The sequence below is a fragment of the Chryseobacterium sp. ZHDP1 genome (assembly GCF_018603435.1).
Classification (GTDB): Bacteria; Bacteroidota; Bacteroidia; order Flavobacteriales; family Weeksellaceae; genus Chryseobacterium; species Chryseobacterium indicum.
The window spans coordinates 588,570-613,706 of record NZ_CP075682.1 but is presented as its reverse complement, the minus strand read 5'-3'; the positions used below and the strand labels follow the sequence as shown (position 1 = coordinate 613,706).

The following is a 25,137-nucleotide window of genomic DNA, read 5'->3' as shown; positions in this document are numbered from 1 at the left end:
TTTGAGAAATAGTAAAGTTTTAATATCGTTTTTGGCGGGAGCTGCACTGGTAACGGTTTTGTTTTTCAGTTTAAAGTCATGCTTTAATCTTAGTGAAAAAACCGAGAAATCAGATTATTATATTCTGACCAATCAGATTTCGAAAATGAACAAAATGGTCGTGCTTGAGCAGAATACTTCTTCCATTCAGAAAACCAAAATGGGCTATGAATTTTTAGGCAAAGAAGTTTCCAGCAACAGCATCATTACCTACACCAAAACGAACGCACAGGTTTCTTATGATCTTAACAAGATGAAAATGGAGGTAGATTCGATCAATAAAAAATTAGTGATCACCGAACTGCCCGATGCAGACATCAGAATTACGCCAAGTGTGGAAATCCAGTCGATGGACGATTCTTTTTTCAACAGAATTTCCGAAAAAGACATTAAAAACGTAACGCAGAAAGCGAAAGATACCGCTGTAAAATCCATCGATCAGAACAAGCTGAGAACGGAAGGGAGACAACAGCTAATGGAAAATCTTAATAATATTTTTGTTTTGGCAAAGGCTTTGAATTATACCATAGAAGACCAGACCGGAAAGCTGGGCATTTTAGGACTATAAAATTCAAAAGCTATGCATTCAGAAGAAAAAGAAAAACAGGAATCTGCAAATTCTGCGGAAACCAAAAAGCAAAATCAGGATTTCCCCGACATTCCTGCTTCATCAGAAAAGACAAATCCGTCCGATGTAGATAAGGAAGATGTTCAGAAATCTTCTCAAAACAACAAATCCGGAAAAACGGATAATACCGACGAAAAATAAAAAGGTTCTGCTCAATGAGCGGAACCTTTTTTAGAAAAAAACACAAATAAAAGTCAAATATGTAATATGAACTACAACGGTCAATCTGCCCCGCTTGTCAACTACCGTAACTATTTGGCTGTTGACTTACGAAGCAAAACTGACATATTTTTCAATGATTATCTATTATTAATCATAATTATAACACAAAGTTCGCAAGGTTATTTTAAATACTAAGTGCTTTTAAGATATACAAAGGCGTAAAATTGATCAAAGTAATACCATTTTTGTCTTTTTTAAATAAACGAAGTGCCTTTGTTTACCATACAAACTTTCAATAAATAAAAAAATCTTTTGTTTTTCTTTGCGATATTTTTAAACAATAGTTGATTTTCCGAGCTTCACATTTTCAAAATTGTAATACGATTTCTCGGAATATTTAATATAATCTGCGATAAAACTTCCCACTTCACTGGTGGAATAAGACTGTTCAGAGTTCAGATCCACCGTAACGTATTTATTTTCAATAGCATATTCTACAGATTGTCTCAATTTTTCTGCTGCCTGTTCAAGCTGTAAATAATCCAGCATCATTGCCGTACTTAAAATAGAAGCAACAGGATTTGCAATTCCTTTTCCTTTTGCCTGCGGATAAGAACCGTGAATAGGCTCAAACAAGGCATTTTCATTTCCAATGGAAGCCGAAGGAAGCAGACCGATAGAACCGCCGATTACACTCGCTTCATCCGAAATAATATCTCCGAACATATTTTCGGTAACAATCACGTCAAAATGTTTCGGATTTAAAATTAACTGCATTGCCGCATTATCTACAAACATAAAATCAAGTGCTACATCAGGATATTCTGCCGCAATTTCTTTGCAGACCTTTCTCCATAATCTTGAAGTATCCAAAACATTCGCTTTATCAATTAAAGTTAACTTTTTTCTCCTTTTCTGAGCCTCCTGAAAAGCCATATGAACAATAGGCGCGATTTCATCACGGTTGTATTTGCAGATATCATACGCATAACCCGCTTCCTCATCCGTAAATTTTTCACCAAAATAAATTCCGCTCACCAGTTCCCTGAAAATCTGAATATCTGTTCCTTCAATAATTTCCCTTTTCAAAGGACTTTTCTCAATTAAGGAAGCATACGTTTTCAAAGGCCGGATATTCGCAAAAAGCCCTAATTCTTTGCGAAGTTTTAACAACCCCTGTTCCGGACGTACTTTGGCATCCGGATTATTATCGAAAGAAGGATCTCCGATCGCCCCGAAAAGGACCGCATCAGATGCTTTGCAGATCTCCAGTGTTTCATCCGGCAAAGGATTTCCAGTCTTATAAATCGCTTCCGCTCCCATCAATCCGTATTTAAAATCAAACTGATACTGGAAAGCTTCCGCAATGGAATCTAAAATTTTAATACTTTCTGCAACTACTTCCGGCCCGATTCCGTCTCCCGGAAGCACTGCAATTTTAAAATTAGTTTTCATACACTTTTTGTGTTTTTAGTTCGAATTGTTCGATCGCCTGTTTTCTGCTGATTAAAAAATCAATATCATCATACCCATTCAGCAGACATATTTTTTTGTAAGAATCTATTTCAAAACTTTCCGTCTTATCATTGAAGGTAATGGTTTGTTTTTCAACATCTACCAAAATTTCTTTTTCAGGATTTTCGGTAATCTCAGTTAAAATTTCTTTCAAAAATTCCTCAGAAACTTTTACAGGCAATAATCCGTTGTTCAAAGCATTGCCCTTAAAAATATCCGCAAAAAAACTTGAAACAACCACCTTAAAGCCATAATCCGTTAAAGACCATGCAGCGTGTTCGCGACTGCTTCCGCAACCGAAATTGTTTCCCGCAACCAGAATTTCACCGCTGTATTTTGCGTTATTCAGGACAAAATCAGGATTCGGTTCATTCGTATGAACATCGTATCTCCAGTCTCTGAAAAGATTTTCGCCAAAACCTTTTTTATCAATACTCTTTAAAAATCTCGCCGGAATAATCTGATCCGTATCTATATTTTCTACAGGCAAAGGAGTTGCTCTGGATTGTATAATGACTAATTTTTGCATTTTTTTTTGAGCCAAAATAGTTTTAATTATTGTTTTTTTTCTTTTTCAGGAGCTATTTCCCGCTATCCACTCATACTCCTCGCTCCATTGCTTTTGCCTTCGCTTGCTGCGGGGTAACCGTTTCTATCGGGGCTAAAAAAGTGAATGGTTAATTTCACTTTGTGAGTCAATAGTCAATTTCTAAAATTCACTATTCACAATTCACAATTCACTTTTAAACTTATGTGCTCTTTTTTACGTTTAAGTATTAAGCCTAAAAAACTAAAGTGTTTAAATCTTTTGCGTCTTTTGTGGTAAAAAAAATTAGACAAGTTTTAAGTAAATTCATCTCCATCAGTTTTCAAAGACGGAAATTCTTCCTTCCACAGCAACTTTTGCAGCCGTCAAAGGACTTGCCAGAATTGTTCTCGCACCTTGTCCCTGTCTTCCCTCAAAATTCCTGTTCGAAGTAGAAACGCAATATTCCCCTTCCGGGATTTTATCATCATTCATCGCTAAACACGCCGAACATCCCGGTTGTCTGATCTGGAAACCGGCTTCATTAAAAACCGTATCTAAACCTTCTTCAAAGATCTGTTTGGCAACCTGTTGAGAACCCGGAACAAGCCACGCATGAACATGATCCGACTTCCTTTTTCCTTTAACATAATTTGCCGCAGAACGGAAATCTTCAATTCTCGCATTTGTACAGCTTCCGATGAAGACATAATTCACTTTAATTTCAGAAAGAGCCTGTCCCGCTTTTAAACCCATGTATTTTAAAGCCTTCTCTTCAGATTCATTCTGAGGATTCGGGATATTCTGACTGATGGAAATTCCCATTCCCGGATTGGTTCCATAGGTTACCATCGGATAAATTTCCGAAGCATCGAAAGAAAATTCAGCATCAAAAACTGCTCCTTCATCGGTTTTCAAAGTTTTCCAGTATTCCAGTTTTTCTTCCCATTCCTCGCCTTTCGGTGCGAAAGTTCTTCCTTTTACGTACTCAAAAGTTGTTTCATCGGGAGCTATCATTCCTCCGCGAGCGCCCATTTCAATGCTCATATTACAAACCGTCATTCTGCCTTCCATCGACATTTCTTCGAAAACATTTCCGGCATATTCGCAGAAATACCCTGTTCCGCCGTCAGTTCCCACTTTTGAAATAATGTACAAAATCACATCTTTGGGCTGAACATTTTTATTTAACTTACCATTTACGGTAATTCTCATCGATTTTGGCTTATTCAGCAACAGACACTGGCTCGCAAAAACCTGCGCTACCTGACTTGTTCCGATTCCGAAAGCAATTGAACCGAAAGCGCCGTGCGTAGAAGTATGGCTGTCTCCGCAAACAATGCTCATTCCCGGCTGTGTAACGCCTAATTCCGGAGCAATGATGTGAACAATTCCCTGATATTGGTGTCCCAAACCATACAATTCTATGTTGTTTTTCTTACAGTTTTCCGTTAACTGCTCCACCTGATTTCTGGATGATGCATCGCGAATCGGCTGATCCTGATCCAAAGTCGGAACATTATGATCCGCAGTTGCCACAATCTGTTTCGGTCTGAAAACTTCCAGATTTCTGGCTTCCAGTTCCGCAAAAGCCTGTGGACTGGTTACTTCGTGGATGAGATGTTTATCAATATAAATAATCTGAGGTCCGTCCGGAATCGTCTCTAGAACGTGCGCATCCCAGACTTTATCAAACAGTGTTTTTTTTGTATTCATTCTAATTTATGTAATGGAGAATCAATTCTGTTACCCTATTTTTCTTGTCACTTTTTCAATCATTGAACTTAAATCGTCATTATTGACTTCTTTTTTACCGTCAGCAATTTTCAAAAACTCCTGATACAGAAAATCCAGTTCATTTTTAGTAACTTCAAAACCAATATGTTTAAATCTGTATGCCAAAGCAGAACGTCCGCTTCTTGCTGTTAAAACAATGGTAGAAGCATTCACGCCCACTTCCGCAGGATCAATAATTTCGTAAGTTTCCCTGTTTTTAATCACTCCGTCCTGATGAATTCCTGAACTGTGCGCAAAAGCATTCGCTCCCACAATCGCTTTGTTCGGCTGAACCGGCATTCCCATCAATTCAGAAACCAAAACACTCATAGGATTGAGCATTTTGGACTGAACGTCAGTATATAATTCTAAATATGGATGCTGTTTTAAAATCATCACCACTTCTTCCAGTGCCGTATTTCCGGCTCTTTCTCCCAATCCGTTGATGGTGCATTCTATCTGTCTCGCTCCGTTGATGACTCCTGCAATAGAATTGGCGGTTGCCATTCCCAGATCGTTGTGGCAGTGACAGGATAAGATCACGCGATCAATGCCTTTTACATTTTCTTTCAGGTATTTTATTTTTGCACCGTACTCTTCAGGAAGACAATATCCCGTTGTGTCCGGAATATTAAGCACGGTTGCCCCTGCTTTTATCACTTCTTCGCAAACTCTTGCCAGATAATCGTTGTCTGTTCTTCCTGCATCTTCCGCATAAAATTCCACATCTTCCACATACGATTTGGCATATTTTACCGCCTGAACCGCTCTTTCAACAATATCTTCCCTGTTTGAATTGAATTTAAATCTGATGTGAGAATCCGAAGTTCCGATTCCGGTATGAATTCTCGGTCTTTTGGCGTATTTTAATGCTTCGGCTGCGGTATCAATGTCTTTTTGGTTGGCTCTCGTCAATCCGCAGACTTTCGCATTTTTCACTAATTTTGAAATCTCCGAAACCGAATGAAAATCTCCGGGACTGGAAATCGGGAAACCGGCTTCAATGACATCTACTCCCAGTTCATCCAGTTTTTCGGCTATAATTAATTTTTGCTCGGTATTTAATTTACAGCCGGGAACCTGCTCTCCATCACGCAGCGTTGTATCAAAAATTTCGACTTTTTCGGAATTCATAATGAAGTTTTTACTTAATTTTGATTCAAAACTAGAAAGATGAAACGTTTATTCAGTTTCAGTTTTTATAAAAAATACAATACTCAAAATATTGTATTTTAATTTCAATTATTTGATTATCATTATTTTAAATTTTAAAAATTTACAATGGCAGAATTGCATAAAGATTTTTTATTCGTACTCATCAAATCTCTGACAACTTCAGAAAAAAGGCAATTCACCTTGTATGTAAACCGTCTCGGAATTAATGCGGATGCCAAATTTCTTCTTCTTTTTTCAGAACTGGATAAGATGAAGGAATACGATGAACATATCATCATCAACAAAAAAATTTCGACGAAACAGCAGTTATCGAACCTGAAAGCGCATCTTTATAAGCAGATTCTGGTGAGCTTACGAATGAACCCGAGTCATCAGAATTACAGAATTCAACTGCGCGAACAATTGGATTTTGCGAATATTCTGTATCAGAAAGGTTTGTATAAACAGGCTTTAAAAATTTTAGATAAAGCAAAACAGACTGCTTTGGAATTGGATGAAAAAAGTATTGCTTCGGAAATTATCGATCTGGAAAAAGTAATTGAATCCCAGTTCATCACCCGAAGTATTGAAGGTCGAGCCGATGAACTGATCAGACAATCCACGGAAATCAGCAAACAGAATCATTATGCGACAGAATTATCCAATCTTTCGCTGAAACTGTACAGTGAAATGTTGACAAAAGGTTATGTGAAAAACGATGAAGACCGTGCGGAAATTATGAAAATTTTCAATGCGCAGATTCAGAAAATCAATTTTGAAAAACTGAATTTTACGGAGAAATTGTGGTATTTTAAGGCGCACGTCTGGAAAAACCAATTGCTTCAGGAATATAAATATACACTGAAATACGCTTTTCAATGGGTGGATTTATTTCACAAAAATCCTGAAATGATCGTGAGTCATCCCGTTTGGTACATTAAAGGAAATACCTACCTGCTGAAAATCTTATTCCTTTACGGAAATATTGATATTCTTGAGGAAAGTTTCAAGGATTTCAATGAGGTTGTTCATTCTTCAAGTTTTGCTCAAAATGAAAACCTTCAATCGCTTATTTTTCTGACACATTACAATACTTTAATGAACATTCACTTTGTGAAAGGTGAATTCTTCTCTGGTTCGAAATTAATTCCTGAAATCGAGCTGAAAATGGAAAAGCTCCGGGATAAAATTGATGAGCATCATTTCATGATTCTTTATTTAAAAATGGCAGCGATGTTCTTTGGAAGCAAAAAATTTGAAGAATCCATCAGTTATTCATTGAAAGTTATCGAATCGAAGGGAAATGTTCAGGAAGATTTACTGTTTCACACCCGGATTTTGATTCTGATGGCGAAACACGAATCCGGAAACGATGAAGATTATGATGAATTTATAAAAGCAACTTTAAAATTCACGAAAAAAATGAAAAAACCGGATGAATTTCATTTTGAAAGCATTCATTTTTTCAAAAACCTGAATAATATAACACCGGACAAACAATTGGAATCTTTCAAAAAATTTGATGAAAAATTATCCCTGTTTTCGGAAAATGAATACTACAGAAGGTCTTTGCTGTACATAGATATTCATGGTTGGGTACAGTCTAAAGTAAGAAATGTGGACGTTATTGAGATTATTAAAGAAAAGGTACGGTACAAAAGAAAGCATCAGTCTTAATTTAACCTATTCATAATTAGACCGTTGGTTAAACGGTAATTATTTATAACGGTATTCTGATATTTTTCGTATTAAATCTCGTCTCAAAAATGCGTGAAAGTAGTATTTTAAATAAAAAATCCGTATTTTTGCATCTTAAAATTTCTTAGTAAACAATGATAAAAATTACACTTCCAGACAATAGTGTCAGAGAATTCGAAGCGGGAGTTACTCCGCTAGATGTGGCAAAATCTATAAGCGAGGGATTGGCTAGAAATACCATTTCCGCAGTTGTAAACGACAAACAAGTAGAGACGACCACACCTATAACCACGGATGCTACGGTACAATTGCTGACCTGGAATGATGATCTTGGAAAGAAGGCTTTCTGGCATTCTTCTGCCCACCTTTTGGCGCAGGCAATCCTTGAATTTTATCCTAATGCTAAGTTAACGATTGGTCCTGCCATCGAGAAAGGATTTTATTATGATGTAGATTTCGGGGACGAAAGTTTATCTGATAAAGATTTCGAAAAGATCGAAAAGAAGGTTTTAGAAAATGCTAAAAAAGGATCTACATTCTCTTTATATCCGGTTTCTAAAGAAGAAGCTTTAAAAGTGTATGCAGACAATCCTTATAAAGTGGAACTGATCTCTAATCTTAATGATGGAGAAATCACTTTCGTAACGCATGATAACTTTACAGATCTTTGTCGTGGAGGACACATTCCGAACACAAGTATTGTAAAGGCAATGAAGATTCTGAATGCAGCCGGAGCATACTGGAGAGGAAACGAAAAAAATCCTCAGTTAACAAGAGTTTATGGTATTTCTTTCCCAAAACAGAAAGATTTGACAGAATATCTTGAACTTTTAGAAGAGGCTAAAAAAAGAGATCACAGAAAACTGGGTAAAGAACTTGGAATTTTCGCTTTCTCTGAAAAAGTTGGTCAAGGGTTACCTTTATGGTTGCCAAAAGGAGCAGCTTTGAGAAAAAAATTGGAAAATTTCCTTTCTGAAGCTCAGAAAAAAGCAGGATACGAGTTTGTAATTTCGCCGCATATCGGTGCGAAGGAATTGTATGTAACTTCCGGTCACTGGGATAAATATGGAGCAGACAGTTTCCAGCCGATTAAAACGCCGAATGAGGGAGAAGAATTCATGCTGAAACCGATGAACTGTCCGCATCACTGTGAAATCTACAAAACTTCACAATGGAGCTACAGAGATTTGCCTAAAAGATATGCAGAATTTGGTACCGTTTACAGATATGAGCAAAGTGGTGAACTTCACGGTTTAACGAGAGTTCGCGGATTTACTCAGGATGATGCGCATTTGTTCTGTACTCCGGATCAGTTAATGGAAGAATTTAAGAAAACGATTGATTTGGTTCTATATGTTTTCGGTTCATTAGGTTTTGCTGATTTTACCGCTCAGATTTCTTTAAGAGATCCTGAAAATAAAGAAAAATACATCGGAACCGATGAAAACTGGGAGAAAGCAGAAAATGCAATCGTAACAGCAGCAACGGAAAAAGGACTGAATACAGTAACTGAATACGGTGAAGCCGCATTCTACGGTCCTAAACTGGATTTCATGGTGAAAGATGCTTTAGGCAGAAAATGGCAGCTTGGAACAATTCAGGTGGATTATAATTTACCAGAAAGATTCGATCTTTGGTATACAGGAAGCGACGGCGAAAAGCACAGACCGGTCATGATTCACAGAGCGCCGTTTGGTTCTATGGAAAGATTCATTGCGATTCTTATTGAGAATACAGCGGGAGATTTCCCATTATGGCTGGCTCCTGATCAGTTTATCATTCTTCCGATCAGTGAAAAATACGTAGATTATGCTAAAAAAGTTTCTCAATTACTGGAAAATCACGATATTAGCGGATTAATTGACGACAGAAATGAAAAAACGGGTAAAAAGATCCGTGATGCCGAATTAAAGAAGATTCCATTCATGATTGTAGTGGGAGAAAATGAGGAAAAGGATGGCACAATTTCTGTAAGAAGACGTAGTGAAGGCGATCTAGGAGTAATGAAGATTGAAGATTTCGTTTCTTATTTTAAAGAACAGTCAAAAACAGGATTTGAGTTTAACGCTTAAATCTTAAAGAATATCATTCTGAATAACTGAAAATTATTTTTGTTCAGAATGATGTGTAAAAAATAGAAGTTAACCAATAAAATTATAATACAATAGCACAAAGATTTAACAACAGGGGCCCACAGAGACGTCCGGTACAGGAGGACGCACACTTGATCAACGATAAAATTCGTGTGAGAGAGCTTCGTTTGGTGGGCGATAACGTAGAGCCGGGAGTTTATCCTACAGATAAGGCAAGACAGATTGCTCAGGAGCAGGAACTTGATCTTGTAGTAATTTCCGACAAGGCTGAACCGTTTATTGCAAGGATTCTGGACTATAAAAAGTTCTTATACGAGCAAAAGAAAAAGCAGAAGGAATTAAAAGCTAAGCAGGTAAAAGTAGTTGTGAAAGAAATCCGTTTCGGACCTCAGACAGATGAGCATGATTACGAATTCAAAAAGAAGCATGCTGAAAAATTCCTTGAAGAAGGTTCAAAATTAAAGACCTACGTATTTTTTAAAGGACGTTCGATTATCTTTAAAGACCAGGGAGAAATCTTACTTTTAAAGCTTGCTCAGGAATTGGAGCACGTTGGAAAAGTAGACCAGCTTCCTAAGCTTGAAGGAAAAAGAATGATTATGATGATGAGTCCTAAAAAACCAGCTAAATAATCTACAGCCGGATCTACGGATCTGAAACTAAAATATACAGCCTCAAATTATTTTTGAGGCTTTTATTTTTTATGATTTCTAAATTAATCATTAATTAAAATTCAATATTTTATATTAATTATTAAATATTTTTTAATTTTTACCATAGATCAAGATTATCCATTTAATTTACGACTACATTTGCTTTAGAAAAATAAGATAACAATAAACTTATTTAAAAATTAAAATTGAATAACAAATTAAACAACAAAGCAATGAGTACATTAAAATTAAAAGACGGAACAGAAATTTTTTACAAAGATCAGGGAGAAGGACCAGTATTGATGTTTCACCACGGATGGCCATTATCTTCTGATGACTGGGATGCGCAGGTTATTTTCTTTTTACAGAGAGGTTACAGAGTAATTGCTCACGACAGAAGAGGTCACGGACGTTCTAGCCAGAATATTTACAATCATACGATTGAGCAGTATGCCTCTGATGCGGCAGAATTGGTAGAATTTCTGGATCTGAAAGATGTTATCCATATTGGACATTCTACCGGTGGTGGTGAAGTGATTCGTTATGTAAACAAATATGCCAACGGAAGAGCAAAAAAGGCGGTATTGATAAGCGCAGTTCCTCCGGTAATGGTAAAAAGCGAAAACAATCCGGATGGCGTTCCGATGGAGGTTTTTGACAACATCAGAGAGCAAACTTTAAATAATAGAAATCAGTTTTTTATGGATTTAACGGTTCCTTTCTACGGCTACAACAGAGAAGGTGCCGTAGTGAAGCAAGGTGTACAGACCAACTGGTGGAGACAGGGAATGATGGGAGGAATTGTAGCTCATTATGACGGAATCAAAGCTTTTTCTGAGACCGATTTTACAGAAGACCTGAAAGCTGTTGATATTCCGGTACTGTTGCTGCACGGTGAAGACGATCAGATTGTGCCTATTGAAAATTCCGCTATAAAATCTGCTAAATTATTGAAAAACGGTAAACTGATTACTTATCCGGGATTCCCTCACGGAATGCCTACTACTGAACATCAGACGATTAATAAGGATCTTCTGGAATTTATTGAGGCTTAATTTTTTCGACATATAAGTAAAGCAGCAATCAGAGTATTTTGGTTGCTGTTTTTATTTCAAGCGATTTTAGCGGAACTTTTTAGTAATTTTATTCAAAAATATTTACAAAGTTTGTCATGCTGAAAGGATTCAACAATACATTGAAATACTTTATTTAGATGCTTTCAGCATGACAAATATTATGGATATTCGTTTACTATTTAACCTCAGTTTGGGATAAGAAATGAATTTAAATAATTGATTTATCGCATTATATTAATTTATCGCAAAGAAAAACAAGAGATTTTTTTACTTATTGAAAGTTTGTAAGCTAAACAAAGGCACTTCGTTTATGTAAAAAAGACAAAAATGGTATTACTTTGATCAATTTTACGCCTATGTATATCTTAAAAGCTGAATTCTTAATAATTAAATCTCCTTGTTTAACGTTGCGTTTAACAAGACTTATTTATTCCCGAATCCGGTTATTTATATTGGGAACTGCCATTCTAGCCCTGATTGGAACGACATCCTTTTTGGTTGCGGGCGGAGCATAAACTGGAGGTTTACGAACGTAGTTCAGGAGTCCGCAACCAAAAAGATACAGTGGAAAGCAGGAAACAGCTTCAAATAAAATTTATCTCACAAAAACAGTAATATCTAAGGCTTCATACACTTCCCTATTTCATTCAAAAAATCTTTTTAAATCTCGAAATTTTTCCGTAATTTTGCAAACTATTATTCCGGGCGATCGGAAAAAGCCAAAACAGATATTGATAACAAAACAATAAAAAGCAAAACAATGCCAAAATTAAAAACGAAATCAGGTGCTAAGAAACGTTTTGCTCTTACCGGATCTGGTAAGATCAAAAGAAAGAACGCTTACAAAAGCCACATCTTAACGAAGAAAGAAACGAAGCAGAAGAGAAATCTTACTACGACTTCTTACGTTGCTGCTGTGGACGAGAAAAGCGTATTGCGTCAATTAGCAATTAAGTAGTTTTTATAAATCTATAGTCGGTTTATAAGAATTCAAACAAATTCAACATTTTAACCCTGAAATGGAGCCACTAAGAGTAATGAAATAATTACCGCACATTTCAAAAAAACAATTTAAATTATGCCAAGATCAGTAAATTCGGTAGCTTCAAGAGCTAGAAGAAAGAAAATTTTTAAGCACGCTAAAGGTTATTTCGGAAGAAGAAAGAACGTTTGGACAGTAGCTAAAAACGCGGTAGAAAAAGCAATGCAATATGCTTACCGTGGTAGAAAAGAGAAGAAAAGAAATTTCAGAGCACTTTGGATCACTCGTATCAACGCGGGAACCAGAGAGCACGGAATGTCTTACTCTCAGTTTATGGGAGCTCTTAAAAAGAACAACATTGAGCTTAACAGAAAAGTTTTAGCAGATTTAGCAATGAATCACCCTGAAGCTTTCAAAGCAGTTGTAGATCAAGTAAAATAATGTAAAATTTTTGTTATCAATATAAGTCCCAGGTTTTTTGCTTGGGATTTTTTTATTATTTACATTTGCGTAATATTATTAAATTTATAAAATTTTCCTTTAAAGTGAAAAAAATAACTACTCTTCTGCTGTTTTCATTAGGAACATATGCATTTCAGGCTCAAAGTTTTATTCAGGCTTATCAGAACAGAGCCAATTTGGTTACCCAGACCAATATAACTACATTACTTCAGGAATTTGGGAATCTTGGCGTAAAAACAACGGGTTCTGCAGCCAACACCAATGCATTAAACTGGCTTAAAGCAAAATATCAGTCTTACGGTTATACAGCAAGTCAGATGGTAGAAGATCCTTTCACATTTGGCTCTACAAGTTCTAAAAATTTAATCATTACCAAGACAGGAACCGTTTATCCGAATACGTACGTTATTATCTGCGGACATTACGACACCATTACAGGTCCCGGAGTAAGCGATAACGGAAGCGGAACTTCTATTATTCTGGAAGCGGCAAGAATTTTAAAAGATGTTCCGACAGAATATTCTATTAAATTCATCCACTTTTCCGGCGAAGAACAAGGATTACAGGGAAGCGCACATTATGTAAACAGTGTGGTTTTCCAGAACAGTGTCCGTCAGTTGGATATAAAACTAGTCTTTAATTTAGATCAGGTAGGTGGAAAAATAAGCAATTCTAATGTTGCCATCAACTGCGAAAGTGACCAAAGCGGACAAACAGGAAACAATGCAGCCTCTCTTTCCGTTACACAGCAGCTTGCAGCATGTACAACGCTGTATTCACCATTACAGACAGTTATGTCGAACGCCTACTCTTCCGATTATATGCCTTTTGAAGCGAAAGGAGACATTATTACAGGCTTTTACGAGACGGCAAGAAGTTATAACGAACACACCGTAAATGATACTTTTGCGAATGTAGATCCTACTTATGTTTTCAACGTAGGAAAGGCGGCTGTAGGAGCTTTACAGCATTTCGCAACAGCCTCTACAAGTTTATTGGCGACGGATGAAAAGACAATTAATAATCTGGAAACCGTAAAGATTTATCCCAATCCGGCGAAAGATTATTTAAATGTCGAACTTCCGGAAGATGTTAAAAATTTCAGTCTTGAAATTTCAGATATAAACGGCAGGCTTATTTTAAATAAGGAAAATGAAACGAAAGTAAATGTTTCAGAATTACCAAACGGAACGTATATCGCAACGATTAAAACAAAAGACCAAAAAGCGGTAAGAAAAATAATTATCGGTAAATAATTTTTATTTTTCTGTAAAATTAAAATCCTGAACTTTTGTTTAGGATTTTTTTATTATTACATTTGTATACCAATCAAATTACAAAAATTAATATCAAAATGAAAAAGACTTCTACAATTCTGCTCTTTTCTTTATCGGCTTTAAGCTTCAATGCACAATCTTTTATTCAGGCTTATCAGGACAGAGCTAATATGGTGACACAGACCAATATTACAACAAACTTACAGAATTTTGCCAATCTAGGGATTAAAACCACGGGTTCCACAGCGAATAATAATACTTTCAACTGGCTTAAGAATAAATATCTGGGTTTCGGATATTCTTCAAACCAGATTTCGGAAGATGCCTTCACTTACAACGGCAAGAGTTCAAAAAATTTAATCATCACTAAAACAGGAACCGTTTATCCTAATAAATACGTTATCATTTGCGGACATTTCGACACCATAAACGGTCCCGGAGTAAACGATAACGGCAGCGGAACATCCATCATTCTGGAAGCTGCAAGAATTTTAAAAGACGTTCCTACAGAATATTCGATTAAATTCATCCATTTTTCTGGTGAAGAACAGGGACTTATTGGAAGTTCACATTACGTAAATAACGTTGTTTATCAAAATAATATTAAGAAATTAGACATTAAATTAGTCTTCAATCTGGATCAGGTTGGCGGAAAAATGGGCAATAATAACAATACGATCTATTGTGATGAAGATCAGGGAGGTCTTTCCAGCAATAATGCAGCTTCAGCAAACGTTACACAGCAATTGCGAAACTGTACCGCTTTGTATTCTCCTCTTTTAACGGCGGTGGATCCGGCTGAAGCTACGGATTATATTCCTTTTGAAAGAAAAGGTGAAATTATTACAGGTTTTTTTGAAAGAATAAGAAGTAATTATCCTCATTCTTCAAACGATACTTTTGCTAATACAGATCCTGTTTATATTTACAATGTAGCAAAAGCTTCTTTGGGAGCTTTACAGCACTTTGCAGTAGCAGCAAATTCTTTACTGAAAAAAGAAGCGTTACTTTCCGGAAATTCTTTAGAATCTATAAAGATCTATCCCAATCCTGCGAAAGATTATTTAAATGTCGAACTTCCGGAAGATGTTAAAGATTTCAGTCTTGAAATTTCAGATATAAACGGCAGGCTTGTTTTAAATAAGGAAAATGAAACGAAAGTAAATGTTTCAGAATTACCAAACGGAACGTATATCACAACAGTTAAAACAAAAGACCAAAAAGCGGTAAGAAAAATAATTATTGGAAAATAATCAACGGTCAAGCAAAATCCTGAGCTTTTCCTCAGGATTTTTTATTTCTATATTTGTAAAATAGTAAACTAATTACTAATATGAATTTCAAAAAATTAACAGCCATTCTTCTTTTTTCTGTAACAGCCGTTGGATTTCAGGCACAAAGCTTTATTCAGACTTATCAGGACAGAGTTAACTTATTAAAAAAAGAGGACATCATATCCAATTTAAAGGAATTTGAAAAACTGGGTGTTAAAACTACAGGTTCTGTAGAAAATGAAAATGCATTGAACTGGATCAGGAATAAATATTTGTCTTACGGATATTCCGAGAACCAGATGGAAGAAGATCCTTTTTCCATAGGAAAATTAAAATCTAAAAACCTGATCATTACTAAGAAAGGAACTTTATATCCTGATAAATACATCATTATTTGCGGGCATTTCGACAGTATTAACGGTCCCGGAGTTAACGATAACGGAAGCGGAACGTCCATCATTCTGGAAGCCGCAAAAATCCTGAAAGACATTCCCACTGAATATTCCATTAAATTCATTCATTTTTCAGGAGAAGAACAGGGATTATACGGAAGCAGACATTATGTAAATGAAGTTGTTTATCAGAATAAAACAAGGCAGATTAATATAAAAATGGTCTTCAATCTGGATCAGGTCGGTGGTAAAAAAGGGATGTTCAACGATACCGTATTTTGTGATGAAGATCAGGGAGGAAGCTCAAAAAATAATGAAGCTTCTAAACAGGTTACCAAAGAATTGATGATCTGCACAACACTGTATTCTCCATTACAGGTAAAAATCGATCCCGCAGAAGATACCGACTACATCTCTTTTGAAAAAAAGGGTGAAGTAATCACCGGATTTTTTGAATATCTCAGAAGCGATCTTCCTCATACTGTAGATGATACTTTCGCCAATACTGATGTTCAGTATGTTTTTAATATTGGTAAAGCAGCAATCGGTGCATTGCAGCATTTCGCTGTTGCTTCCAAAAAATAACTGAGTTTTATTTGAATCATAAATAAAAAGCCAATGCGCGATTACATTGGCTTTCTTTTATTCTTTTACAGGCATCGACCAGCTGTGACAATGAATTTTCCATACAAGATCTTCCAAAATCCATGTGACGGAATATGTGCCGCTCCCGAGAACTTTTTCATCAGACAGATTGACATCCTTAAAAATTCCATATTCAAAAGCTAAGTTTTCAGAAATAATCATACTTTCAGGTTCAAAAATGACGGCTACTTTTCCCAAACCTCCTTTCATAAAATCAAGAATATTTGCATTTCCCTGAATAACAGGCTTGTTGGGAGGAAAAATCAAGGCGTTGTTTGCGTAGATATTTTTAAAATTTTCAGAATCTGCTTTTCTCCAGCTTTCTGTCCAGATCTGCATGGCAGGATTTTCCATTTTTAAATTTTTGTTTTGAACATAAATAAATCCTGCATCCGTTCCTCCACCGTTTAAAGCCACTGCAATATTCAGATGAGCCATTGCTTCCAGATGTTTTGCATTTTTAATTCCTCCTACAACAAATCCGTTGAAACCTGCTTCATCAGCCAAATTTTTCACAATAAGTGCAGCTTCCTGATCGTCCGAAGCGATAAAGGCAGTTAATTTTTGTCCGTTAAACTGTTTCTCCGCTTTCATTGCATCTGCAAAAATAGTATTGAAAGCCTTTACAACCTTACTTTCTGGCAGCAATCGTGCGGTCTGCTCTCCTCCGCTGTCTTCTCCTAAAAATACAGGTGACCAGTCTGAAATATGAATAGCATTCGTAATATCCACAACAATTTTGCCTTTAAGATTTTCTCTGTTTTCCGTTAAAACTCCGTTCATTGCAGAAAAAGGAATCGCAAAGCAGATTACCTCGCCAAAAGAAATGGCTTCCGCTACAGAAAGCTGGTTATCTTTAGGATTGTATGTTCCAAACTGCACAGAATGACCTGCATTTGTAAATAAATTTCCGAGATTGGATGCTACATTTCCTGCACCGATAAAACTTATATTCATGAGATATTATTATTTAAAATTTCAGTTGCAAACTTAGTTCGGTATCATTACTTTTGCAAGTAGTTACCTAATTGTATGGTAGTTACCAAAAAGTAAGTATTACAAAATGAGAAAAGAAAGCTCCGTAAATCTGGAAAATGAACAGGCTTTAGAAACAGAATGTCCTTTCATATTTGCATTATCTTTAATGGGAAAACGATGGAAACCTGCTATTTTATGGAAAATGACAGAAGGAATTTACCGTTTTGGAGAAATGAAGAGAGCAATCCCTCAAATCAGCGAAAAAATGCTCAGCCAGCATTTAAGAGAATTGGAAACAGACGGACTGATTACCAGAACTATTTACCCTGAAATGCCGCCACGCGTTGAATATGCATTAACGGAACTCGGATTATCACTTCAGCCGATACTGCAACAACTGAACGATTGGGGCGAAAATACCAAGAAAATAAAAAGCAAAGTATAAAAAAACCAGCCGAAAAATACGACTGGCTTTTCATTTATCCGGCTCTTGTACCGCCTTTTGCAGTATCAGAATTGGGAGATTTCACTTCTTTGATCTTTCCCTTTTCGGGAGTAACTTTTGCTGAATTTTCCGCTTCCGCTTTGGATTGCTGATTTTCTTTGTTGTCTTCTTTCATGGGATAATTTTTTAATGAATTGTATTTAAAACACATAAGTGACAAAAATAAGCTGAAATTTCATTTAAAACAGTTAAAAAAATCTTCGATTTTATTCTTCTGATAGCTTTGAATATTCTAATTCTTGCAACATAATGGTCTTTTGCCTCTTTTGCGGTTGATTCTTAATGAGTTTAGAGATAAAAATACAACTTTATCGGTTTCTGGAAAGTAAAATTTCTTCGATATCTTTCAGTGTAAAATTCTTGGCTTTCAGTAAAATCAAAAGGTGATACAGCAGATCTGCTGCTTCATTTTTAAATAAATCATCATTGCTGTCTTTGGCTTCAATCACCACTTCTACGGCTTCCTCTCCCACTTTCTGAGCCATTTTATTAATTCCTCTCTGGAATAATGAATACGTGTAAGAACCTTCGGTTTTTTCATCAATTCTTTGGCTTATTTTTTCTTCCAGTTCATACAGAAAACCTTTAGAATCTTTATCGCCAAAACAACTGAAACTTCCGGTGTGGCAAACAACATTCGTAGGAATTGCCTTAATTAAAATCGTATCCTGATCGCAGTCTATCGTAACATTTTTAACCTTTAAAAAATTTCCGGACTCCTCTCCTTTTGTCCAGAGACGGTTCTTGGAACGGCTGAAAAAAGTTACAATTCCTTCTTTTTTGGTTTTTTCAAAAGCTTCTTCGTTCATGTAACCCAACATTAAAACCTGTAACGTTCTGTCATCCTGAATAATCACCGGAACCAAACCTTCACTTTTATTAAAATCGATATTCATCGTACTGCAATTTTTTTTAATTTCAAATTATTTTTAAGATCCTGAATCTGTACTTCTCCAAAATGGAAAATACTTGCCGCCAAAGCTCCTGTTGCTTTGGTCTGATTAAAAACGGCTTCAAAATCTTCCATTTTTCCTGCACCTCCGGAAGCAATGACAGGAATATTTACACTTTCGGAAATTAACTTTGTTATTCTGAGATCAAACCCGTTTTTTGTACCATCTCCATCCATTGAAGTAAGAAGAATTTCTCCTGCTCCCAGTTCTTCTGCTTTCTTTGCCCAGTCTAATGTTTTCAGATCCGTTATTTCCCTTCCTCCTTTTACGTGAACCCAGTCTGATCCGTTTACTAATTTTGTATCAATAGCAACCACAATACACTGACTTCCGAATTCTTTTGACAACTCCGAAATTAAAGCCGGATTTTTTTCCGCTGAAGAGTTGATACTGATTTTGTCTGCTCCTGCTTCCAAGAGTCTTCTTACATCTTCCACCGTAGAAATTCCGCCGCCGACAGTAAAAGGAATACTTAATTCTGCTGCAATTTTCTGTACCAGTCCGGCAAAAGTTTTCCGTTCTTCTATCGTTGCGGTAATATCCAGAAAAACCAATTCGTCTGCGCCTTCTTTTTCATATCTTTTGGCAAGTTCTACAGGATCTCCCGCATTTCTTAATCCTTCAAAATTAATTCCTTTTACCGTAGTTCCGTCTTTGATATCCAGACACGGAATGATTCTTTTTTTAAGCATTTTCAATAAAATTTTGGAGTTGCTGCAAACTGATTCTTCCTTCATAAATTGCCTTCCCGATAATCGTTCCGGAACAGCCGATGTTTTTCATCTGTTCAACATCTTCAATACAAGAAATGCCGCCGCTTGCAATTAACTGAACTGCTGTTTTTTCTACAATTTCCCTGTACAGTTCATCCGATGCGCCCTGAAGCATTCCGTCTTTGGAAATATCCGTACAGATCACGTTTTTAATTCCTTTATTTTTATATTTGAGAATAAAATCAATCACATCCAGTTCGCTTTCTTCCAGCCAGCCCGAAGTTTTTATCTTACGGTTTTCGCAATCGGCTCCGAGAATAATTTTATCGGAACCGTATTTTTCAATCAGATCAAAACAGAAATCAGGATCCTGAACAGCAATACTTCCAATCGTAATCTGCTTTGCTCCGGAACTGAAAGCTATCTCAATATCTTCAAGAGTTTTCAGTCCGCCGCCAAAATCAATTTCCAGAGAAGTCTCTTTTGCAATAGTTTCTAAAACTTTTTGGTTAACAATATGCTTCGATTTTGCACCGTCAAGATCCACCAAATGAAGATATTGTATGCCAAAACTTTCAAATTCTTTGGCAACTTCAAGCGGATTTTCATTGTATATTTTTTGGGTATCGTAATCTCCTTTCGACAAACGAACGCATTTTCCGTCGATGATGTCTATAGCGGGAATAATTTTCATATTCAGTTTTATTGTTTTAAAAAGTTTTCCAGTAAACGGCTTCCTACATCTCCGGATTTTTCAGGGTGAAACTGCATCGCATAAAAATTATTCTTTTGCAGAGAAGCGCTGAACGGCAGAATGTAATCGCAGACCGATGTCGTGTTTTCCGATAATTCGCAGTAGAAACTGTGAACGAAATACACATGACTGTTTTCTTCAATCCCTGAAAATATTCCGGATTTAAAATCTGAAATCGTATTCCATCCCATGTGCGGAACAATATTCTTTGCAGGAAACTTTTTTACATCGATATCAAAAATTCCCATCCCGACTGTATTTCCCTCTTCATTATTTTTACACATGAGCTGCATTCCCAGACAAACGCCTAAAACAGGCTGTCTTAAAGTAGGGATTAACTGATCCAGACCTTTTTCCTTTAGTAATTTCATGGTGGAAGAAGCTTCACCCACTCCCGGAAAAATCACTTTGTCGGCTTTTCTTATCAGTTCAAAATCATCAGTTACCACAGATTCTACATTTAATCTGTTCAATGAATTTTGTACGGAACTGACATTTCCGCCGTTGTATTTGATGATGGCAATCATTATAAACTTCCTTTGGTTGATGGTAAATTAAAATTCTTATCCGTCTGTTTTACTGCCATTTTTACCGCTTTGGCAAATGCTTTAAACACAGATTCGATCTTGTGGTGTTCGTTATCACCTTCCACTTTAATGTTGAGATTACACTTTGAAGAATCGGTGAAGGATTTAAAGAAGTGATAAAACATTTCAGTCGGAACATCGCCAATTTTCTCACGTTTGAAATCCGCTTCCCACATTAACCACGGTCTTCCTCCGAAATCAATTGCAACCTGCGCCAAACAATCATCCATCGGAAGCAGGAAGCCGTAACGTTCAATTCCTTTTTTCTTTCCCAAAGCTTTCAAAACAGCTTCACCAAGAACAATTCCCGTGTCTTCAATGGTGTGATGTTCATCAACCTGTAAATCTCCTTTGACATTAATTTTTAAATCTAAATTGCCGTGTTTGGAAATCTGTTCGAGCATGTGATCAAAAAAGTGTAATCCTGTTGAAATTTCAGAGGCTCCGCTTCCATCAAGATTAACTTCAACTTCAATTTCTGTCTCATTGGTTTTTCTTGAAACTTTGGCTTTTCGCGGAATATTCGTCAAAAACTGTGTAATTTCACTCCAGTTTTCTGTTGTTAAATCGGCTTCATCATTCTGAACTTTACTGATCAGTATGGATTTTGAGCCTAAGTTTTTCGCCAACTGAATATCTGTAAGCCGGTCTCCAATCACAAATGAATTTTTAAGATCGTAATCTCCGTAAATATATTTTCCCAGCATTCCGGTTCCCGGTTTTCTTGTGGGCAGGTTTTCACTTTCAAAACTTCTGTCGATCAGAATATCACTAAAAATTATTCCTTCATTTTCAAAAGCTTTTAACATTTTTTCCTGTGGTATGATGAAATCTTCATACGGAAAACTTTCGGTTCCCAAACCATCCTGATTGGTTACCATCACGAGTTCAAAATCAAGTTCTCTGGCAATTCGGGAAAGATTCTGGAAAACTCCGGGATAAAATTCCAGCTTTTCAAGAGAATCAACCTGAAAATCAATGGGCGGTTCTAAGATTAAAGTTCCGTCACGGTCTATAAATAATACTTTTTTCATTTTACTTTTCTTTTACTCTTCTAAACCTCACAGATTTTTTAAAACCTGTGAGGTTTCAGATTTAATTAAATACTTTTTAAGACGTTAATCAGCTTATTGTTTTCTTCTCTATTACCCACATTAATTCTAATGCAATCCGGAATCTGCGTACTTCTTTTGCTCGTCAGAATTTCATTTTCCAGCAATTTCCGGTACACCTTATCTACGTTTTCAAACTGAATCAGAAAGAAATTTGCGTCGCTTGGAAATACTTTTTTGATGCAGTTTATTGTCTCTAATTCATTTCTTAACCAAGAAATTTCATTTAAAGTATTTCCTATATTGGATTTTACAAATTCTTTATTACTAACAAGTTCCGATATTTTATTTAAACTTAAAGAATTAACATTGTACGGAGATTTCACCGTATTGATCAGTTGAATAATCTCTTCTGAAGCATATGCAATTCCGACTCTTGCTCCTGCCATTCCCCAAGCTTTGGAAAACGTCTGAAGAACGATAAGATTGGGAAATTTTTCCAACAGTTCAACACACGATTTCTTTCCTGAAAATTCAATATAAGCTTCATCAACCACAACAATTCCTTCAAAATTCTGAATGTAAAATTCAATGTCTTCGATAGAATTTCCGGTAGGATTATTGGGCGAACATAAAAAGAAAACTTTTGGTTTTTCTTCGTTTGAGATTTTTAAAAACGCCTCTTTATTGATTCCAAAATTTTCATTCAGATTCAGTTTAACCACCTTATTTTCATTGACTGAAGCATAGAATCCGTACATCGCAAAAGAAGGATTCATCATCAGAATAGCATCTTTCTTCGGTTCACAAAAAACTTTCACGATAAGATCAATCAGTTCATCGCTTCCGTTTCCCACTGCAATCTGTTTAGCCGAAACATCTTTCAAAACTGCCAATTTCTCTTTCAATTCTTTTTGAGTAGAATCCGGATAGCGGTTCAGTTCTCCAAATGCGCTTTCATTCGCATCCAGAAAAACAGGATTTTCAAATGTATTGTTGTCCCTGAAACTCACATAAGGCTGCAGTTCAAGAATATTTTTTCTTACTAAATCTTTGATATTAAATTCTTTCATTCTGTTCTTTTAATCTGATACTTACTGCATTTTTGTGAGCGAATAATCCTTCTGCTTCCGCCATAACTTCAATGGTTTTTCCTAAATTTTTCAATCCCTGTTCCGAAAGATTCTGGAAAGTAATTTTCTTCACAAAACTGTCAAGAGAAACCCCGCTGTAATTTTTCGCAAAACCGTTCGTAGGAAGGGTGTGATTGGTTCCGCTCGCGTAATCTCCCGCACTCTCGCAAGAATAATTTCCTAAGAAAACAGAACCGGCATTCTGAATTTTCGGAATATAATTTTCAAAATCATTAACGGCTAAAATCAAGTGTTCCGGAGCGTACAAATTACTGAATTTCAAAGCTTCATCAATTGAATTCAATAAAATAAAGTGGCTGTTTTTTAAAGATTCTGCCGCCATTTCATTTCTTGGAAGTGCTTCAAGCTGTTTTTGGGTTTCCAGAAGGGTTTCATTAAGAATTTTCTCGTCTGTGGAAAGGAAAATCACCTGACTGTCGCTTCCGTGTTCTGCCTGAGAAAGCAAATCTGCTGCACAGAATTCAGGAACTGCTTTTTCATCGGCAATCACAAGAACTTCACTCGGTCCGGCAGGCATATCGATGGCAATATTATAGTTTTGCGCATATTCTTTAGCGGCAACAACATACTGATTTCCCGGCCCGAAAATTTTGTAGACATTCGGAATACTTTCTGTACCGAAAGTCATTGCTGCAATCGCCTGAGCGCCTCCTGTTTTGAAAATCTGCGTTACTCCGCACAATTTTGCCGTATATAAAATGGCAGGATTTACATTGCCGTTTTTATCGGGCGGCGTACAGAGGATAATTTCTTTGCAACCCGCTAACTGAGCCGGAATGGCAAGCATTAAAACCGTAGAAAACAAAGGTGCTGTTCCTCCCGGAATATAAATTCCTACTTTTTCAATGGTCCGGTTTTCTCTCCAGCAAACCACTCCTTTTGTCGTTTCTATTTTTTCGACTGTTGGAATTTGTGAAGCGTGAAACTTGGTAATATTTGATTTTGCTTCCTGAATCGCTGTTTTCAGTTCTTCACTGATCAGATTTTCAGCGGTTTCAATTTCTTCTTCAGAAACTTTAATGCTGTTTATTTCTGCGGAATCAAATTTTTCAGCAAAATCAATCAGCGCCTGATCTCCGTTGTTCTTCACTTCATCGAAAATTCCGGCAACGATTTCTGTTAATTGTTCTCTTTTTATAACGGGTCTTTTTGTTAATTCAGACCATTTTTCCCTTTCAGGATATCTTTCTATCTGCATATTAAATCACCATTTTATCGATTGGAATTATTAAAATATCCTGCGCTCCTTTGTCTTTCAGTTCATCAATCACTTCCCAGAAATGCGCTTCGTTTATCACGGAATGAATGCTGCTCCATCCTTCTTCCGCCAAAGGAATTACCGTAGGACTTTTCAGCACAGGAAGCGCTTTTGAAACTTCTCTGATCTTGTCGTTCGGAACATTCATGAGAATATATTTTGAATTTTTTGCTTTAAGAACGGCTTTAATTCTGAAGAGGAATTTTTCAAGAATTCCGGTTTTTTCTTCATCCAGTCTGAATGTTTTTGCCAGAACGGCTTCAGAAGTAAGAATGGTAACGGTTTCTCTTAATCCGTTTTTAAAGAGGGTACTTCCTGAGCTTACAATATCGCAGATTCCGTCGGCAAGACCTATATTGGGAGCGATTTCTACAGAACCTGAAATAATGTGAATGTCTGCTGAAATATTGTTTTTATCCAAAAAGTTTTTCAGGGTATTCGGATAAGAAGTGGCAATTTTTTTTCCCTGAAAATAGGTGATGTCATCGGTTTCAATTTCTTTCGGAACAGCCAGAGAAACCCTGCATTTTGAAAATCCCAAAGGCTGAACGATTTCAATTTTTTTCTGTTTTTCTACCAGAAGATTTTCTCCTACAATGGCAATATCTACCACTCCATCTTCCAGATACTGAGGAACATCCGAATTTCTGAGATACATGATTTCCATCGGGAAATTTTCTACGGAAACCTTTAACTGGTCTTTTCCGTTGTTGACAAAAATACCGCAGTCTTTCAGTAGCTGAAGTGATTCTTCATAAAGCCTGCCGCTTTTCTGTATTGCTATTTTTAATTTACTCATTTTACTTTTTGTTGTGTCTGAGTAAAAAAAG

Annotated in this window: 26 protein-coding genes; 12 read left to right on the top strand and 14 right to left on the bottom strand. The window is 36.3% G+C overall.

Annotation, left to right across the window (positions count from 1 at the left end; all coding sequences use genetic code 11):
• The first annotated feature begins 1 nt into the window (after nucleotide 1).
• Nucleotides 2-607, top strand: a complete 606-nt coding sequence (locus KKI44_RS02755; protein WP_076390251.1) for a DUF4230 domain-containing protein — start codon at nucleotides 2-4, stop codon at nucleotides 605-607.
• Nucleotides 608-619: 12 nt separating this feature from the next.
• Nucleotides 620-808, top strand: coding sequence for a hypothetical protein (locus tag KKI44_RS02750; RefSeq protein WP_087710119.1), 189 nt, complete (start codon nucleotides 620-622; stop codon nucleotides 806-808).
• Between the two features lie 354 nt (nucleotides 809-1,162).
• On the opposite strand, the gene leuB is transcribed toward KKI44_RS02750, so the two are convergent.
• The 4 genes from leuB to KKI44_RS02730 form a co-directional block, all read right to left on the bottom strand.
• Complete coding sequence (gene leuB / locus KKI44_RS02745) at nucleotides 1,163-2,284, bottom strand: 3-isopropylmalate dehydrogenase (protein WP_214589737.1); 1,122 nt, start codon at nucleotides 2,282-2,284, stop codon at nucleotides 1,163-1,165.
• Nucleotides 2,274-2,873 (bottom strand): 3-isopropylmalate dehydratase small subunit, encoded by a 600-nt coding sequence (gene leuD / locus KKI44_RS02740; RefSeq protein ID WP_214589736.1) that lies wholly within the window; start codon nucleotides 2,871-2,873, stop codon nucleotides 2,274-2,276. Before leuD ends, leuB begins: the two co-directional genes overlap by 11 nt.
• A gap of 333 nt (nucleotides 2,874-3,206) precedes the next feature.
• Complete coding sequence (gene leuC / locus KKI44_RS02735) at nucleotides 3,207-4,586, bottom strand: 3-isopropylmalate dehydratase large subunit (protein ID WP_214589735.1); 1,380 nt, start codon at nucleotides 4,584-4,586, stop codon at nucleotides 3,207-3,209.
• A gap of 30 nt (nucleotides 4,587-4,616) precedes the next feature.
• Entirely contained in the window at nucleotides 4,617-5,780 is a 1,164-nt protein-coding gene (locus tag KKI44_RS02730) for a 2-isopropylmalate synthase (RefSeq protein ID WP_087710112.1), read from the bottom strand.
• A 147-nt stretch (nucleotides 5,781-5,927) separates the two neighbouring features.
• On the opposite strand from KKI44_RS02730, the gene KKI44_RS02725 reads away from it, so the two are divergent.
• From KKI44_RS02725 to KKI44_RS02685, 9 genes are all read left to right on the top strand, one after another.
• Nucleotides 5,928-7,478, top strand: coding sequence for a hypothetical protein (locus KKI44_RS02725; protein WP_214589734.1), 1,551 nt, complete (start codon nucleotides 5,928-5,930; stop codon nucleotides 7,476-7,478).
• Nucleotides 7,479-7,633: 155 nt separating this feature from the next.
• Nucleotides 7,634-9,571, top strand: a complete 1,938-nt coding sequence (gene thrS / locus KKI44_RS02720; RefSeq protein ID WP_214589733.1) for a threonine--tRNA ligase — start codon at nucleotides 7,634-7,636, stop codon at nucleotides 9,569-9,571.
• Nucleotides 9,572-9,723: 152 nt separating this feature from the next.
• Nucleotides 9,724-10,224, top strand: coding sequence for a translation initiation factor IF-3 (gene infC, locus KKI44_RS02715; protein ID WP_175608770.1), 501 nt, complete (start codon nucleotides 9,724-9,726; stop codon nucleotides 10,222-10,224).
• A gap of 254 nt (nucleotides 10,225-10,478) precedes the next feature.
• Complete coding sequence (locus KKI44_RS02710; RefSeq protein WP_214589732.1) at nucleotides 10,479-11,300, top strand: alpha/beta fold hydrolase; 822 nt, start codon at nucleotides 10,479-10,481, stop codon at nucleotides 11,298-11,300.
• A gap of 781 nt (nucleotides 11,301-12,081) precedes the next feature.
• Nucleotides 12,082-12,279: a 50S ribosomal protein L35 gene (gene rpmI / locus KKI44_RS02705; RefSeq protein ID WP_076390550.1), complete on the top strand. Its 198-nt coding sequence runs from the start codon at nucleotides 12,082-12,084 to the stop codon at nucleotides 12,277-12,279.
• Between the two features lie 120 nt (nucleotides 12,280-12,399).
• On the top strand, nucleotides 12,400-12,744 hold the full coding sequence (gene rplT, locus KKI44_RS02700) for a 50S ribosomal protein L20 (RefSeq protein WP_029293267.1): 345 nt from the start codon (nucleotides 12,400-12,402) through the stop codon (nucleotides 12,742-12,744).
• 104 nt (nucleotides 12,745-12,848) lie between these two features.
• Nucleotides 12,849-14,021, top strand: a complete 1,173-nt coding sequence (locus KKI44_RS02695; protein WP_214589731.1) for a M28 family peptidase — start codon at nucleotides 12,849-12,851, stop codon at nucleotides 14,019-14,021.
• A gap of 98 nt (nucleotides 14,022-14,119) precedes the next feature.
• The gene (locus KKI44_RS02690) at nucleotides 14,120-15,295 is read left to right on the top strand and encodes a M28 family peptidase (RefSeq protein WP_214589730.1); all 1,176 of its coding nucleotides are present in this window, start codon (nucleotides 14,120-14,122) and stop codon (nucleotides 15,293-15,295) included.
• 80 nt (nucleotides 15,296-15,375) lie between these two features.
• Nucleotides 15,376-16,293, top strand: coding sequence for a M28 family metallopeptidase (locus tag KKI44_RS02685; RefSeq protein WP_214589729.1), 918 nt, complete (start codon nucleotides 15,376-15,378; stop codon nucleotides 16,291-16,293).
• A gap of 57 nt (nucleotides 16,294-16,350) precedes the next feature.
• On the opposite strand, the gene KKI44_RS02680 is transcribed toward KKI44_RS02685, so the two are convergent.
• A complete protein-coding gene (locus KKI44_RS02680) occupies nucleotides 16,351-17,310 on the bottom strand; it encodes an NAD(P)-binding domain-containing protein (RefSeq protein WP_214589728.1) in 960 nt (319 codons plus the stop codon).
• 106 nt (nucleotides 17,311-17,416) lie between these two features.
• Between KKI44_RS02680 and KKI44_RS02675 the strand changes: the two genes are divergently transcribed.
• Complete coding sequence (locus tag KKI44_RS02675; protein WP_214589727.1) at nucleotides 17,417-17,776, top strand: winged helix-turn-helix transcriptional regulator; 360 nt, start codon at nucleotides 17,417-17,419, stop codon at nucleotides 17,774-17,776.
• Nucleotides 17,777-17,810: 34 nt separating this feature from the next.
• Here the strand turns inward: KKI44_RS02675 and KKI44_RS02670 are convergent, their stop codons facing one another.
• From KKI44_RS02670 to hisG, 9 genes are all read right to left on the bottom strand, one after another.
• Nucleotides 17,811-17,951, bottom strand: a complete 141-nt coding sequence (locus KKI44_RS02670; RefSeq protein ID WP_214589726.1) for a hypothetical protein — start codon at nucleotides 17,949-17,951, stop codon at nucleotides 17,811-17,813.
• 193 nt (nucleotides 17,952-18,144) lie between these two features.
• Entirely contained in the window at nucleotides 18,145-18,732 is a 588-nt protein-coding gene (gene hisIE / locus KKI44_RS02665; RefSeq protein ID WP_214589725.1) for a bifunctional phosphoribosyl-AMP cyclohydrolase/phosphoribosyl-ATP diphosphatase HisIE, read from the bottom strand.
• A complete protein-coding gene (gene hisF / locus KKI44_RS02660; protein ID WP_214589724.1) occupies nucleotides 18,729-19,481 on the bottom strand; it encodes an imidazole glycerol phosphate synthase subunit HisF in 753 nt (250 codons plus the stop codon). Before hisF ends, hisIE begins: the two co-directional genes overlap by 4 nt.
• Nucleotides 19,474-20,196 (bottom strand): 1-(5-phosphoribosyl)-5-[(5-phosphoribosylamino)methylideneamino]imidazole-4-carboxamide isomerase, encoded by a 723-nt coding sequence (hisA, locus tag KKI44_RS02655; RefSeq protein WP_214589723.1) that lies wholly within the window; start codon nucleotides 20,194-20,196, stop codon nucleotides 19,474-19,476. The genes hisF and hisA overlap by 8 nt, the downstream gene beginning before the upstream one ends.
• Nucleotides 20,197-20,204: 8 nt before the next feature.
• Complete coding sequence (hisH, locus tag KKI44_RS02650; RefSeq protein WP_214589722.1) at nucleotides 20,205-20,783, bottom strand: imidazole glycerol phosphate synthase subunit HisH; 579 nt, start codon at nucleotides 20,781-20,783, stop codon at nucleotides 20,205-20,207.
• Entirely contained in the window at nucleotides 20,783-21,877 is a 1,095-nt protein-coding gene (hisB, locus tag KKI44_RS02645; protein WP_214589721.1) for a bifunctional histidinol-phosphatase/imidazoleglycerol-phosphate dehydratase HisB, read from the bottom strand. The genes hisH and hisB overlap by 1 nt, the downstream gene beginning before the upstream one ends.
• Nucleotides 21,878-21,942: 65 nt before the next feature.
• Nucleotides 21,943-22,968, bottom strand: coding sequence for a histidinol-phosphate transaminase (gene hisC, locus KKI44_RS02640; RefSeq protein WP_214589720.1), 1,026 nt, complete (start codon nucleotides 22,966-22,968; stop codon nucleotides 21,943-21,945).
• Nucleotides 22,955-24,247 carry a histidinol dehydrogenase gene (gene hisD, locus KKI44_RS02635; protein WP_214589719.1) on the bottom strand — a complete coding sequence of 431 codons (1,293 nt, stop codon included), beginning with the start codon at nucleotides 24,245-24,247 and terminating at the stop codon, nucleotides 22,955-22,957. The genes hisC and hisD overlap by 14 nt, the downstream gene beginning before the upstream one ends.
• Nucleotide 24,248: 1 nt before the next feature.
• Complete coding sequence (gene hisG / locus KKI44_RS02630) at nucleotides 24,249-25,106, bottom strand: ATP phosphoribosyltransferase (RefSeq protein WP_214589718.1); 858 nt, start codon at nucleotides 25,104-25,106, stop codon at nucleotides 24,249-24,251.
• Between the last annotated feature and the right edge of the window lie 31 nt (nucleotides 25,107-25,137).